12 protein-coding genes are annotated in these 14,003 nt (G+C 57.1%); 4 read left to right on the top strand and 8 right to left on the bottom strand.

Features of this window, described 5'->3' with window-relative positions; all coding sequences use genetic code 11:
• Positions 1 to 18: 18 nt before the first annotated feature.
• The 8 genes from L6R44_RS06530 to syd all read right to left on the bottom strand — a co-directional run bounded on the left by L6R44_RS06530 (position 19) and on the right by syd (position 8,346).
• A complete protein-coding gene (locus L6R44_RS06530; RefSeq protein WP_237423627.1) occupies positions 19 to 1,158 on the bottom strand; it encodes a glycerate kinase in 1,140 nt (379 codons plus the stop codon).
• 77 nt (positions 1,159 to 1,235) lie between these two features.
• Positions 1,236 to 2,573 (bottom strand): glucarate dehydratase, encoded by a 1,338-nt coding sequence (gene gudD, locus L6R44_RS06535; protein ID WP_237423628.1) that lies wholly within the window; start codon positions 2,571 to 2,573, stop codon positions 1,236 to 1,238.
• A 15-nt stretch (positions 2,574 to 2,588) separates the two neighbouring features.
• Positions 2,589 to 3,929: a glucarate dehydratase family protein gene (locus L6R44_RS06540; protein ID WP_237423731.1), complete on the bottom strand. Its 1,341-nt coding sequence runs from the start codon at positions 3,927 to 3,929 to the stop codon at positions 2,589 to 2,591.
• Positions 3,929 to 5,284, bottom strand: coding sequence for a galactarate/glucarate/glycerate transporter GudP (gudP, locus tag L6R44_RS06545; RefSeq protein ID WP_032643134.1), 1,356 nt, complete (start codon positions 5,282 to 5,284; stop codon positions 3,929 to 3,931). The genes L6R44_RS06540 and gudP overlap by 1 nt, the downstream gene beginning before the upstream one ends.
• A gap of 308 nt (positions 5,285 to 5,592) precedes the next feature.
• On the bottom strand, positions 5,593 to 6,042 hold the full coding sequence (locus L6R44_RS06550; RefSeq protein WP_237423629.1) for a flavodoxin: 450 nt from the start codon (positions 6,040 to 6,042) through the stop codon (positions 5,593 to 5,595).
• Between the two features lie 24 nt (positions 6,043 to 6,066).
• Positions 6,067 to 6,843, bottom strand: a complete 777-nt coding sequence (gene truC, locus L6R44_RS06555) for a tRNA pseudouridine(65) synthase TruC (RefSeq protein ID WP_023309023.1) — start codon at positions 6,841 to 6,843, stop codon at positions 6,067 to 6,069.
• On the bottom strand, positions 6,840 to 7,169 hold the full coding sequence (locus L6R44_RS06560; protein ID WP_237423630.1) for a YqcC family protein: 330 nt from the start codon (positions 7,167 to 7,169) through the stop codon (positions 6,840 to 6,842). The genes truC and L6R44_RS06560 overlap by 4 nt, the downstream gene beginning before the upstream one ends.
• A 631-nt stretch (positions 7,170 to 7,800) precedes the next feature.
• Positions 7,801 to 8,346, bottom strand: a complete 546-nt coding sequence (gene syd, locus L6R44_RS06565) for a SecY-interacting protein (RefSeq protein ID WP_237423631.1) — start codon at positions 8,344 to 8,346, stop codon at positions 7,801 to 7,803.
• Between the two features lie 69 nt (positions 8,347 to 8,415).
• Between syd and queF the strand changes: the two genes are divergently transcribed.
• The 4 genes from queF to L6R44_RS06585 all read left to right on the top strand — a co-directional run bounded on the left by queF (position 8,416) and on the right by L6R44_RS06585 (position 13,973).
• Entirely contained in the window at positions 8,416 to 9,258 is an 843-nt protein-coding gene (queF, locus tag L6R44_RS06570; protein ID WP_237423632.1) for an NADPH-dependent 7-cyano-7-deazaguanine reductase QueF, read from the top strand.
• 116 nt (positions 9,259 to 9,374) lie between these two features.
• Positions 9,375 to 10,739: a nucleotide 5'-monophosphate nucleosidase PpnN gene (ppnN, locus tag L6R44_RS06575; protein WP_032643146.1), complete on the top strand. Its 1,365-nt coding sequence runs from the start codon at positions 9,375 to 9,377 to the stop codon at positions 10,737 to 10,739.
• A 513-nt stretch (positions 10,740 to 11,252) separates the two neighbouring features.
• Positions 11,253 to 12,542, top strand: a complete 1,290-nt coding sequence (locus L6R44_RS06580; RefSeq protein WP_237423633.1) for an HAAAP family serine/threonine permease — start codon at positions 11,253 to 11,255, stop codon at positions 12,540 to 12,542.
• A gap of 63 nt (positions 12,543 to 12,605) precedes the next feature.
• Entirely contained in the window at positions 12,606 to 13,973 is a 1,368-nt protein-coding gene (locus L6R44_RS06585; protein ID WP_032643150.1) for an L-serine ammonia-lyase, read from the top strand.
• Positions 13,974 to 14,003 lie beyond the last annotated feature (30 nt).

Genomic DNA, 14,003 nt, shown 5'->3' on the forward strand with positions numbered 1-14,003 from the left:
CCACGGGGAGAGGGAGAACTACATCCCCTGCCCCACTTTCAGCACCGCCGCGATATTTCTGGCGGCCATCCTGACGTTTTCGCTGGCATTTTCCAGCGCGTCTTCCAGCGAGCAGATGGTATAGATCACGCTAAACACCGCATCAATGCCGCGATCGTGCACCACGCCGACGTCCGCCGTCAGGCTTCCTGCAATGCCGATGACGGGTTTGTTAAAGCGCTTCGCCACTTTCGCCACGCCTACCGGCACTTTGCCGTGGATCGTCTGGCTGTCGATGCGGCCTTCGCCGGTGATAACCAGATCCGCATCGGCCACCTGGTCGGCCAGGTGTAGCGCATCGGTCACAATCTCAATGCCCTGGCGCAACTGCGCGCCGCAGAAGGCGTACAGCGCCGCGCCCATGCCCCCCGCCGCACCGCCGCCAGCAAGGTTTAGCACATCCATATCCAGATCCCGGGCAATGATCCGCGCATAATGAGCAAGCGCGTTGTCCAGAGTGACGATCATCTCAGGAGAGGCCCCCTTTTGCGGACCAAACACGGCTGACGCGCCATCCTTGCCGGTGAGCGGGTTGGTCACATCACAGGCGACCTCTATCCGGCACTCCGCCAGACGTCTGTCCAGCCCGCTCAGGTCGATACGCGCGAGTTTTCCCAACTCGCCTCCGCCCTGCCCCAGCGGCTGCTCGCTGGCGTCGAGTAGCTTCGCTCCCAGCGCCTGCACCATCCCTGCGCCACCGTCATTGGTTGCGCTGCCGCCGATGCCAATGATGATATGCTTAACGCCCGCATCCAGCGCGTGACGAATCAGTTCGCCCGTTCCCCAGGAGGTGGTCTTCAGGGGGTTACGCTGCGACGGGACGACCAGCTCCAGGCCGCTTGCCGCCGCCATTTCAATAAAGGCGCTCTGCTCGTCGCCGGATAAGCCATAAAAGCCTTCCACGCGCTCGCCCAGCGGGCCGGTCACAGGAACCTGCACAATGCGTCCCTGCGTGGCCGCGATCATCGCTTCAACCGTCCCTTCGCCACCGTCCGCAACCGGCAGCTTGACGTAAACCGCCTCGGGAAAGATCTCGCGAAAACCACGTTCTATCGCTGTCGCAACCTCAAGCGCACTCAAACTTTCCTTATACGAGTCCGGTGCGATAACAATTTTCATAAGCCATCCTTACGCATAGTTGTTACGTTAAGCATACACCACGTAAAAGACCACTCATGGGAGCGGTCCCAATGCGTTTATCGTACCATGCACGGGCGTTTATTGTCGAATGTCCAGTCTGGGATCAGATACTGCATCGCCATTGCGTCGTCGCGCGCGCCCAGACCGTGTTTTTGATACAGCTCATGAGCCTTCATGACCTGGTCCATGTCCAGCTCAACGCCGAGTCCCGGGGTAGAAGGCACCTGCACCATACCCCCTTTGATCTCAAACGGCTGCCTGGTCAGACGCTGATTACCTTCCTGCCAGATCCAGTGCGTGTCGATAGCGGTAATGGTGCCCGGTGCGGCGGCGGCAACGTGCGTGAACATTGCCAGCGAGATATCGAAATGGTTGTTAGAGTGCGAGCCCCAGGTCAGGCCAAACTCATGGCACATCTGCGCCACGCGCACCGACCCCTGCATCGTCCAGAAGTGCGGGTCCGCCAGCGGAATGTCGACAGACTGTAATGACAGGGTGTGTCCCATCTGACGCCAGTCGGTAGCAATCATATTGGTCGCGGTCGGCAGCCCCGTCGCGCGACGGAATTCCGCCATCACTTCGCGTCCGGAGAAGCCTTGTTCAGCCCCGCAGGGATCTTCCGCATACGCCAGCACGCCTTTCAGCTGTTTACCTATTTTGATCGCTTCATCAAGCGACCAGGCGCCGTTCGGATCCAGCGTCACGCGCGCCTGCGGGAAACGTTTTGCCAGCGCGGTGACGGCTTGTGCCTCTTCCTCACCGGCCAGCACGCCGCCCTTCAGTTTGAAATCATTAAAGCCATATTTTTCGTAAGCGGCCTCGGCCAGGCGCACCACCGCATCCGGGGTCATCGCCTCGTCGTGGCGGAGCCGATACCAGTCGCATTGTTCATCCGGCTGGCTCTGATACGGAAGCGGCGTCAGCCTGCGGTCGCCGACAAAGAACAGATAGCCCAGCATTTCCACTTCGCTGCGCTGCTGACCTTCTCCCAGCAGCGAGGCAACGTTAACCCCCAGATGCTGACCCAGCAGATCCAGCATCGCGGATTCAATCCCGGTCACCACGTGGATGGTGGTGCGCAGGTCGAAGGTCTGCAGGCCACGACCGCCGGCATCGCGATCGGCAAAGGTGTTGCGCACGGCGTTGAGAACATTTTTGTACTCACCCAGCGTTTTGCCCACCACCAGCGGAATGGCATCTTCCAGCGTCTGGCGGATCTTCTCCCCGCCCGGAATTTCGCCCACCCCCGTATGGCCGGAGTTGTCTTTGATAATGACAATGTTGCGGGTAAAGAATGGCGCGTGCGCGCCGCTCAGGTTCATCAACATGCTGTCATGGCCTGCGACCGGAACGATCTGCATGGAAGTGACGACAGGGGTAGTAAAAGTACTCATCGTGTAATCCTTTTATCAGTGACGTCCAAAAACAGGGCGCTTACGGTCAAATGTCCAGCCGGGAATCAGGTACTGCATCGGGCCCGCGTCATTACGCGCGCCGCCCGGTAGTTTTTTATACGCCTCATGGGCTTTATGGATCTGATCCCAGTCAATCTCCACGCCCAGACCCGGCGCATCCGGTACGGCAATCTTGCCATTTTTGATTTCCAGCGGGTTTTTCGTCAGGCGGGCTTCGCCCTCCTGCCAAATCCAGTGGGTGTCGATAGCGGTCGGGTTACCCGGTGCCGCCGCGCCAACGTGGGTAAACATCGCCAGCGAAATATCAAAGTGGTTGTTCGAGTGGCAGCCCCACGTCAGCCCCCAGTCATCGCACAGCTGCGCGACGCGCACCGCGCCCGAGAGCGTCCAGAAGTGCGGGTCCGCCAGCGGAATATCGACGGCGTTTAGCATGACCGCGTGACCCATTTCACGCCAGTTGGTGGCGATCATATTGGTCGCGACCGGTAGCCCGGTGGCGCGGCGGAACTCCGCCATGACTTCACGGCCCGAGAAGCCCTGCTCCGCGCCGCAGGGGTCTTCTGCGTAGGTCAGCACGTCTCCCAGACCTTTGCACAGGCTTATGGCTTCATCCAGCAGCCAGGCGCCGTTAGGGTCAACGGTGATTCGCGCATCCGGGAAGCGTTTTTTCAGCGCCCTGGCGGTTTCAATCTCCTGCTCGCCGGGCAGCACGCCGCCCTTCAGCTTGAAATCCTTAAAGCCGTAGCGATCCTGCGCCGCCTCGGCCAGGCGCACCACCGCGTCGCGGGAGAGCGCTTCCTGGTGGCGCAGGTGATACCAGTCGTGGTCGCCCGTGGTTCTCGCCAGATAAGGAAGATCGGTTTTATTGCGATCGCCCACGTAGAACAGATAGCCCAGCACGGTGACCGCATCGCGCTGTTTGCCGGGGCCCAGCAGCTCGCACACCGGAACACGGAGCGCCTTACCCAGTAAATCGAGCAGGGCGGCCTCCAGCGCGGCCACCGCGTTGACGCGCAGTTCGAACGTCCAGGCGCCTTTACCGAAGGTATCAAAGTCTGCCAACTGATTACCCTTATGCACCCGCTGAACCACCTTGTTCAGACGGGCGGTCTCCTGGCCCACCACCTGCGGAATGGCGTCGACCAGCGTCTGGTAAATCACCTCTCCGCCAGGGGCTTCGCCCACGCCGGTATGCCCTGCGCTGTCTTTCAGCACGATGATATTGCGGGTAAACCAGGCGTTATGCGCACCGCCAATATTGAGCAGCATGCTGTCCTGCCCGGCGACCGGGATGACCTGCATCTCGGTGACGGTTGGGCTTGATTGCGTTGTCATCATCCACGCTCCGCAACGGGTTTAAGCTCGACGCGCTTGATATCTCCCACCAGCACCAGGTAACTCAGTACCGCCACCAGCGCATGTACCCCCACGTAGATCAGCGCGCCGTTGAACGATCCGGTCGTGCCGACGATGTAGCCAATAGCGATGGGAGTCACAATCCCGGAGATGTTGCCGAACATGTTGAACAGACCGCCGCTCAGGCCGCTGATCTCTTTCGGCGCCGTATCCGCCATCACCGCCCAGCCCAGCGCGCCAATGCCTTTGCCGAAGAAGGCCATCGCCATAAAGCCGATGATCATCCATTCGGCATTGACGTAGTTACAGAACACCATGGTCATGGAGAGCAGCATGCCGAGCACAATCGGCGTTTTACGCGCGATGTTCAGCGAGCCCGTGCGGCGCATCAGCCAGTCGGAAATCACCCCGCCGAGCACGCCGCCAACGAAGCCGCAGATGGCCGGGACCGACGCGACAAATCCCGCTTTCAGAATCGACATGCCGCGAGCCTGCACCAGATAGACCGGGAACCAGGTGATGAAAAAGTAGGTTAAGGCGTTGATGCAGTACTGGCCCAGATAGATCCCGATCATCATGCGCGAGCCGACGAGCTGCCTGATCTGCGCCCATTTCTGGCTGAACGGGACTTTTGCCGCCGTAGATTTCTGATCCATATTGATCAGCGCGCCGCCTTCCGCGATGTACTCCAGCTCTTTTTTGTTCACGCCAGGGTGCTGGTTGGGTTCGTGGATCACTTTCAGCCAGACGAAGCTGATGACGATCCCCAGCCCGCCCATGAAGAAGAAGACGTGCGACCAGCCCACCTCATGCGTCAGCCAGCCCATGATGGGCGCGAAGATGACCGTTGCGAAGTACTGAGCGGAGTTGAAAATCGCCACCGCCGTTCCCCTCTCCTGCGCCGGGAACCATGCCGCCACGATGCGGCTATTGCCCGGGAAGGACGGCGCTTCCGCTAGCCCCACCAGGAAGCGCAGCGTGAAGAGCGCCACGATAATGCCGAAGCCGCTGAAGATATCGACGAAACCCTGCAGGAGGGTAAACGCGGACCAGATAAAGATGGACCAGAAATAGACGCGTTTAGAGCCAAAACGGTCCAGCAGCCAGCCGCCCGGAATTTGCCCGATGACGTAGGCCCATGAGAATGCGGAGAAAACGTAACCCATGCCCACGGGGTCAAGGCCGATATCTTTTGCCATTTCCGAACCGGCAATCGACAGCGTAGCGCGGTCACCATAGTTAAAGGACGTGACGATAAACAGCATCACCACTATCCAGTAGCGGGCGTTGGTGCGCTTTTCGGCGCTGCTCGCTGCGTGGCTTAATGTACTCATTGTTGCACTCCTGAAACATAGCTTTCGCCTGGTTCATTCTGTACAGCACCGGTAGGGTAATCAGAATGAGATTAGTTTTTGTCGTTTTGGTACGGCGTGAGGCCGTTTTATCGTGACCGGAAAAGTATATGAAGGAGTGACAGGTTCTCTCACCGTGCAGAAACACAGTATTAAAGGGTGTGAGGGAGGTTGTTTAGGGCATAAGCCCAGAGGAGTGGAAGGTGGTTCACGGAAATGGCGTTTGGTGCGGGGTGTAATGCCGGGTGGCGGCTACGCCTGACCCGGCCTACCATTGGTATCGCGCAGGGTTATTTAAGCAGCGTTGCCCAGTGTTCGACCCACGGGTTTGATTCGCTTTCCGGCTCCGGATGCTCGCCGGCATCAATCAGCAGCATCTCGCCGACGCGCTGGGCGCTCTGCTCCTGCAGGAGCGCATCGAACTGCTTGCCGCCGCCGCAGAAGTTGGCATAAGAACTGTCGCCCAGGGCAATGATGCCGTAGTGCACGTCAGGCTGATAGCCAAGCCGGTCTTTTATGCCCTGGAACAGCGGCACGATGCTGTCCGGCAGATCGCCCTGACCGGTGGTTGAGGTCACCACCAGAATGTATTTATCTTTATACTTTTCCCAGTCCGCCAGCTCCGGGTCTTCATAGACCGTGGCCTTATGGCCCTCGCGGGCGAGTATTGCCTCAGCCTCTTCCGCTACCAGCAGCGAGTTGCCGTACATAGTGCCGACAAAAATGCCTACTTCAGCCATGCTATTTTCCCATAATGAATGCGTTTACCGTTCATCCTGAACGTTGCCCGAGACAAACTCAACCCTTTCATTTTCGGGGAGTTGTCCCAGCCAGCCAAACTGTGACAGCGCCTGCATCCAGACGTCGTCCAGCCCCGCACGGATAGTCAGCGGCTCGCCGGTAAACGGGTGCGTAAGGCTCAGTTCGCTGGCGTGCAGCATCAGACGATGGCAGCCAAAGTGTTCGGCCGCGCTGCGGTTCTGGCGCAGATCGCCGTGCTTGCTGTCGCCAATAATCGGATGGCGCAGGTGCGCAAGATGGCGTCGCAGCTGATGCTTACGCCCGGTTTTGGGCAATAGCTCAACCAGACTGTAGCGCGTGGTGGGAAATTTGCTGGTTGCCACCGGCATTTCCGTGGTGGCCATGCCGCGATAATCCGTCACCGCAGGCTGAGGGCCTTTGTCATCGCGGGCAAATTTATCGGCGATTTTGTCCAACTCCTCCACCAGCGGATAGTCGAGCGTGGCGGCTTCCGTCAGCCAGCCGCGCACGATCGCGTGGTAGCGCTTTTGCATCTGATGCTGTTCAAACTGCTGCGACAGCAGACGGCCCGCCTCGCTGGAAAGCCCCATCAGCAGCACGCCGGAAGTCGGCCTGTCGAGACGGTGGGCGGTAAAAACGTGCTGACCAATCTGGTCGCGCACGGTCTGCATCACCACCACTTTCTCGTCGCGATCCAGCCAGCTGCGGTGTACCAGCCAGCCTGACGGTTTGTTTACCGCCACCAGCCACTCGTCCTGATAGAGGATCTCAAGCGTCATGCATCATCACCGGCAAACAGGGCATCCAGCTTTTCCAGTTCGACCAGCATCACGTCGCGCGCGGGGTGCGTCGCCTCAAGCGCCATTTCATAATAGGGAGAAACGGCAAAGGCCTGCGGCAGCGGGTGACCGCCCTCAAGCAGGGCGTGCAGGCGCGGAATTAACACCCACTGCAGCCACTCAAACGGGGCCAGCGTATCCAGGCAGAAGGGCTGGGTGCTCGCGAACGCCTCTGGCTGCGGCGCGGTCTCCTGCCACAGCTGATGTTGGCGCAAAAGGGCTTCGATGGCGTGCAACTGCGCACGAACGCTATCGTGTTGCGTCATAGTAACCTCAACTGAAAAAATGAACGGCGCGCAGCATAGCATTGCGGAAGGCAGAAATAAAAAAAGGGAGCACTGTAAAAACAGTGCTCCCGGTTCGTTTCGCAGCATTCCAGCTACAATTCGTGCTCCCTGCTCATCCGTGACAACTTTTCCTGAAGCCCGAAGGCCTGGTCATCCGTAAACCGATTCATCCTGCACACATCGTCCTGACGTGTTTGTTTCATCCTGAAACGTCCTGGCCTTCCTGACCCACCGACCATCCTGACCGGCTCTCGTTCTCCTTCCTGGAGGTGTCCCTTACGCATCCTGCGTTATCCACTTTGCTTCATCCTGAAGCCTTCCTGCAGCGCCATCCTGACGTGTCCTGAGTAAGAAACGCCATCATCCTGATGTTCGTTTCTCGTGTCGGCGTCCTGTCGACGGAGATAGAATCCGCTATTCCGCCTCGTCTTACAACCCACCCTGTCAGGGTTGTAAGATGTGAGATATCCCTAAATACAGTACGATAAACGAGTAATACGTTGAAAAATAGAGTGATATTAATCTGAAGTCATTGAGGTAATACTGAATGTTCCAGCGATCTCTCACAAACCTTGTAAGAGATCTCTCACACGCGCTATAGCATCATGGATTACAGAAGTGGCTCAAGTCGGGTAAGGAAATCCGCAAGAGAGGGGGCGAGCATTTCGCGATTGCGGGTGCCGATAGTCTCTTTAACCACTTCACCTGACAGGTTACAGACGGAGATAACGTCCAGTTCACTGTCCAGCGTGGCAATAAAGAGCGTCGGAGAAAGCTTAAGGCGTTTTTGCGTGACCAGATGACCAATCAGGTTTTCCTGAACACGCTGCAGATCGTCTTCGCTCCAGGTCTGCAACAGCGTCAGCGTAATATCAGCAAAGCGCGCGGGCATATCCCCTGCGAACTGCGTGGTGTAAAACGCGTGAACCGCTGGTTGTACCACGATGTCCATTGCCCGTTCAACCGCATTTACATTTTGCTCGCCGCTGAAAGGTTTTGGCTGCCAGGTAACGTAATCCTCAAGCGAAGAGATAATGCACGGTGAGGGTACGCCATATAAATCAGCACTTTGCGGCCACGAACCCTGCTTTTCATGCCAGGCATCGCAATAGCGGGTCGTGAAGGTAGTGAGGGCATTTGCCGTTTCGATGTCCACCGATTTCTCTCTTCTTGTCAGACAGGATAAACTCAGGGCATAAGTGTACCTGTAAAGTGGCTATGAAACATGTCTTACGAAAATCATCAGGCGTTAACCGGCTTAACGCTCGGTAAATCCACCGATTACCGCGATACCTACGATGCAAGCCTTCTGCAGGGCGTGCCGCGCAGTCTGAATCGCGATCCTTTGGGCCTGCACGCGGACGCGCTGCCGTTTGTCGGCGGCGATATCTGGACGCTGTACGAACTCTCGTGGCTCAACGCGCGCGGCCTGCCGCAGGTGGCGGTGGGCCACGTTGAGCTGGACTACGCCAGCGTGAATCTCGTCGAGTCCAAAAGCTTTAAGCTCTATCTCAACAGCTTTAACCAGACAAAATTCAACAGCTGGGACGATGTTCAGCTCACACTGGAACGTGATTTAAGCGCCTGCGCGCAGGGAAAAGTGGGCGTTTCACTGTATCGCCTGAACGAGCTTGAAGGACAGCCAGTCGCCCACTTCAACGGAACCTGCATCGACGATCAGGATATCGAGGTGGAGAATTATGAATTCAGCGCGGACTACCTCGAGAACGCGGCGAGCGGAAAGGTGGTCGAAGAAACGCTGGTCAGCCATCTGCTGAAATCCAACTGCCTGATCACCCACCAGCCGGACTGGGGCTCGGTGCAGATCCAGTATCGCGGCCCGAAAATTGACCGGGAAAAATTGCTGCGCTACCTCGTGTCGTTCCGCCATCACAACGAATTCCACGAGCAGTGCGTGGAGCGCATTTTTAGCGATATTCAGCGTTTCTGCCAGCCAGAGAAGCTAAGCGTTTACGCACGCTATACCCGCCGCGGCGGGCTGGACATTAACCCGTGGCGCACCAATACCGATTTTGTGCCCGCAACGGGACGGCTGGTGCGCCAGTAAGATAAATATTTTCACAATATGCGCGGTATCTTCCGCGCTTTAGGTTGTGAAACGTCACGCGGCAGGGCTATTGTAATCAACAGGGAAAGACGATAATCGTCCCGTAAGGAGCTCACTTGATTACACATATTAGCCCGCTTGGCTCAATGGATATGTTGTCGCAGCTGGAAGTGGACATGCTTAAGCGCACGGCCAGCAGCGATCTTTATCAACTGTTTCGTAACTGTTCACTTGCCGTTCTGAACTCCGGAAGCCTGACAGATAACAGTAAAGAACTGCTGTCCCGCTTCGAAAGCTTTGATATCAACGTGCTGCGCCGCGAGCGCGGCGTGAAGCTTGAAGTCATCAACCCGCCGGAAGAGGCCTTTGTCGACGGGCGCATCATTCGTTCACTTCAGGCTAACCTGTTTGCCGTGCTGCGTGACATCCTGTTTGTTAACGGACAGATCCACAACGCAGGCCGTTTCCAGCATCTCGACCTGGAAAGCTCGGTCCATATCACCAACCTGGTATTCTCTATTTTGCGTAACGCCCGTGCCCTGCACGTTGGCGAAGCGCCGAACATGGTCGTCTGCTGGGGCGGCCACTCCATTAACGAAACCGAATATCTCTATGCCCGCCGTGTGGGAACGCAGCTTGGCCTGCGCGAGCTGAACATCTGTACCGGCTGCGGTCCAGGGGCGATGGAAGCGCCGATGAAGGGTGCGGCGGTGGGACACGCGCAGCAGCGTTACAAAGAGGGGCGGTTTATCGGCATGACCGAGCCGTCCATCATCGCCGCTGAGCCGCCTAACCCGCTGGTTAACGAGCTGATCATCATGCCGGATATCGAGAAACGCCTTGAGGCGTTTGTCCGTATCGCCCACGGCATTATCATCTTCCCGGGCGGCGTGGGCACCGCGGAAGAGCTGCTCTATCTGCTGGGTATTCTGATGAACCCGGCAAACAAAGATCAGGTTCTGCCGCTGATCCTGACCGGGCCAAAAGAGAGCGCCGACTACTTCCGCGTGCTGGACGAGTTTATCGTACACACCCTGGGTGAAGCCGCGCGTCGTCACTATCGCATCATCATTGACGATGCCGCAGAAGTGGCGCGCCAGATGAAAAAAGCGATGCCGCTGGTGAAAGAGAACCGCCGTGACACCGGAGATGCCTACAGCTTTAACTGGTCAATCCGCATCGCGCCGGACCTGCAGATCCCGTTTGAGCCAACGCATGAGAATATGGCTAACCTGAAGCTCTACCCGGACCAGCCGGTAGAAGTCCTCGCGGCCGATCTGCGTCGCGCCTTCTCCGGGATTGTGGCGGGCAACGTGAAAGAGATGGGCATCCGCGCCATTGAACAGCATGGTCCGTACAAGATCCACGGCGACCCGGAGATGATGCGCCGCATGGACGACATGCTGCAGGGCTTCGTTGCTCAGCACCGCATGAAGCTGCCGGGCTCCGCCTACATTCCTTGCTATGAAATCTGCACATAACGCTTAGCAGCGTCTCATCAAAACCGGGTCGCCCCGTAACGCGTCCCGGTTTTTTTTTACCGAAGCAATTCATAGGCATTACTTATCTCTTTTTCAAACTCTCCACAAACGCAAACGATTACCTCTTTTTTACAACCGTAAGTTATCAGCCTTAATCCAAATTACTCGCCAGAAAATCCTAAAAACCCATTTTTTTACAGCTAAAGACACCTATATCACGGGTCAGACTTTCGGCACACATGTCGTTGGTGGTAGCCTTCGCGCCCGTAAATTCTCTTTGATGTTTTTTTAACAGATAAATGGTCTAAAGATGCCCACATCATAAGTGGATTATTGCATTTGAGATCGCGATCACTGATAGATTCATAACTAGAATGTATCTTTCCGCCCGCCAATAGTTACGGGCAAAAATTATTAAAAAACCGTCACTGAACGAATTTCATATTACCGTCAGGCACTTTTTCATCGGATTTGACTAAAAACCTGACAATTCGCTTCCTCCAGGAGATATAGATGGAAACCACTCAAACCAGCACCGTTGCTTCGATTGAATCCCGAAGTGGTTGGCGCAAAACGGATACCATGTGGATGCTTGGCCTTTACGGCACGGCAATCGGCGCTGGTGTACTGTTTCTTCCTATCAACGCAGGCGTCGGCGGCCTGATCCCGCTGATCATTATGGCTATCATCGCTTTCCCGATGACCTTCTTTGCACACCGCGGCCTGACCCGCTTCGTGCTGTCCGGTAAAAACCCGGGCGAAGACATCACGGAAGTCGTTGAAGAGCATTTCGGCGTTGGCGCGGGTAAACTGATCACTCTGCTCTACTTCTTCGCGATTTACCCTATTCTGCTGGTCTACAGCGTGGCGATCACCAACACCGTTGAAAGCTTCATGATGCACCAGCTGCACATGACGCCGCCTCCGCGTGCGATCCTGTCGCTGATCCTGATTGTGGGCATGATGACCATCGTGCGCTTCGGTGAGCAGATGATTGTGAAAGCGATGAGCGTACTGGTCTTCCCGTTCGTGATTGCACTGATGGTGCTGGCCTGCTACCTGATCCCACAGTGGAACGGCGCAGCGCTGGAAACCCTCTCCCTGAGCAGCGCATCGGCTACCGGTAACGGCCTGCTGATGACCCTCTGGCTGGCAATTCCGGTGATGGTGTTCTCTTTCAACCACTCCCCAATCATCTCCTCTTTCGCCGTGGCGAAACGTGAAGAGTACGGTAATGGCGCAGAGAAGAAGTGCTCCAGCATCCTGGCACGCGCACACATCATGATGGTGCTGACCGTGATGTTCTTCGTCTTCAGCTGCGTGCTGAGCCTCTCCCCGGCGGACCTGGCGGCAGCGAAAGAGCAGAACATCTCTATTCTGTCTTACCTGGCGAACCACTTTAACGCACCTGTCATTGCGTGGATGGCGCCTATCATCGCGATTATCGCCATCACCAAATCCTTCCTGGGCCACTACCTCGGCGCGCGCGAAGGCTTCAACGGTATGGTGATTAAATCTCTGCGCGGTAAAGGCAAGAGCATTGAAATCAACAAGCTGAACAAAATCACTGCCCTGTTCATGCTGCTCACCACCTGGGCGGTCGCTACGCTGAACCCAAGCATCCTGGGCATGATTGAAACCCTGGGCGGCCCGGTCATCGCGATGATTCTGTTCCTGATGCCGATGTACGCGATTCAGAAAGTGCCTGCGATGCGTAAATACAGCGGCCATATCAGCAACGCGTTTGTTGTGATTATGGGCCTGATTGCCATCTCCGCTATTTTCTACTCGCTGTTCAGCTAATACCTCCTGCGCCGGCCCCGCCCCCCCCACTCCTCCCCTCTGACTGAAAGCAATGGACGCATCATGATTAGCGTATTCGATATCTTCAAAATCGGTATTGGACCTTCCAGCTCTCACACCGTCGGACCAATGAAAGCCGGTAAGCAGTTCACGGACGACTTGATTGCACGCGGCATCCTGCACGACGTTACCCGCGTGGTTGTCGATGTATACGGTTCCCTTTCTCTGACCGGGAAAGGCCACCATACCGATATCGCCATTATCATGGGCCTGGCGGGAAACCTGCCGGATACCGTTGATATTGATGCGATCCCTGGCTTCATCCAGGATGTGAACACCCACGGACGCCTGCTGCTGGCAAACGGCGAACATGAAGTGGAATTCCCGGTTGACCATTGCATGAATTTCCATGCGGACAACCTGTCGCTGCACGAAAACGGCATGCGCATTACCGCGCTGGCCGGCGACAAAGCGGTATACAGCCAGACGTATTACTCTATCGGCGGCGGTTTTATCGTCGACGAAGACCACTTTGGTCAAACCAGCACCTCGTCTGTCGAGGTGCCGTATCCGTACAAAACGGCGGCGGATCTTCAGCGTCACTGCCAGGAGACGGGCCTTTCCCTCTCCGGCCTGATGATGAAAAACGAGCTGGCGCTCCACAGCAAAGAAGAGCTTGAACAGCACTTCACCAGCGTCTGGGAAGTGATGCGCGGCGGCATTGAGCGCGGGATCACCACCGAAGGCGTTCTGCCGGGCAAGCTTCGCGTCCCGCGTCGTGCGGCGGCGCTGCGCCGTATGCTGGTGAGCACCGATAAAACGACTACCGACCCGATGGCCGTCGTAGACTGGATCAACATGTTCGCCCTGGCGGTGAACGAAGAGAACGCCGCCGGAGGCCGCGTGGTCACCGCGCCGACTAACGGCGCCTGCGGTATCGTTCCGGCGGTGCTGGCCTACTACGACAAGTTTATCCGTGAAGTGAACGCTAACTCTCTGGCGCGCTACCTGCTGGTCGCAAGCGCGATTGGTTCGCTGTATAAGATGAACGCGTCGATTTCCGGTGCGGAAGTAGGCTGTCAGGGCGAAGTCGGCGTGGCCTGCTCCATGGCGGCGGCGGGCCTGGCCGAACTGTTGGGTGCCAGCCCGACGCAGGTGTGCATTGCGGCGGAAATCGGCATGGAGCATAACCTGGGGCTGACCTGCGACCCCGTTGCCGGGCAGGTACAGGTACCGTGCATCGAGCGTAACGCGATTGCCTCCGTGAAGGCGGTGAACGCGGCACGCATGGCGCTGCGCCGCACCAGCGAACCGCGCGTCTGTCTCGATAAGGTTATCGAAACCATGTACGAAACCGGTAAAGATATGAACGCCAAATACCGTGAAACCTCTCGCGGCGGCCTGGCGATGAAGATCGTGACCTGCGATTAAGCCACTCAGGAAGCCTCGTTTTGCGAGGCT

It is taken from the genome of Enterobacter cloacae complex sp. ECC445, from assembly GCF_021892025.1.
GTDB classification, from domain to species: Bacteria; Pseudomonadota; Gammaproteobacteria; order Enterobacterales; family Enterobacteriaceae; genus Enterobacter; species Enterobacter chengduensis.

Bases quoted from the DNA above. Each gene is read 5' to 3' on its own strand.
- L6R44_RS06550 (WP_237423629.1), bottom strand. From the start codon at position 6,042: ATGGCTGAAGTAGGCATTTTTGTCGGCACTATGTACGGCAACTCGCTG.
- L6R44_RS06580 (WP_237423633.1), top strand. From the start codon at position 11,253: ATGGAAACCACTCAAACCAGCACCGTTGCTTCGATTGAATCCCGAAGT.
- L6R44_RS06540 (WP_237423731.1), bottom strand. From the start codon at position 3,929: ATGACAACGCAATCAAGCCCAACCGTCACCGAGATGCAGGTCATCCCG.
- queF (WP_237423632.1), top strand. From the start codon at position 8,416: ATGTCTTACGAAAATCATCAGGCGTTAACCGGCTTAACGCTCGGTAAA.
- gudD (WP_237423628.1), bottom strand. From the start codon at position 2,573: ATGAGTACTTTTACTACCCCTGTCGTCACTTCCATGCAGATCGTTCCG.
- L6R44_RS06560 (WP_237423630.1), bottom strand. From the start codon at position 7,169: ATGACGCAACACGATAGCGTTCGTGCGCAGTTGCACGCCATCGAAGCC.
- L6R44_RS06530 (WP_237423627.1), bottom strand. From the start codon at position 1,158: ATGAAAATTGTTATCGCACCGGACTCGTATAAGGAAAGTTTGAGTGCG.
- truC (WP_023309023.1), bottom strand. From the start codon at position 6,843: ATGACGCTTGAGATCCTCTATCAGGACGAGTGGCTGGTGGCGGTAAAC.
- gudP (WP_032643134.1), bottom strand. From the start codon at position 5,284: ATGAGTACATTAAGCCACGCAGCGAGCAGCGCCGAAAAGCGCACCAAC.
- L6R44_RS06585 (WP_032643150.1), top strand. From the start codon at position 12,606: ATGATTAGCGTATTCGATATCTTCAAAATCGGTATTGGACCTTCCAGC.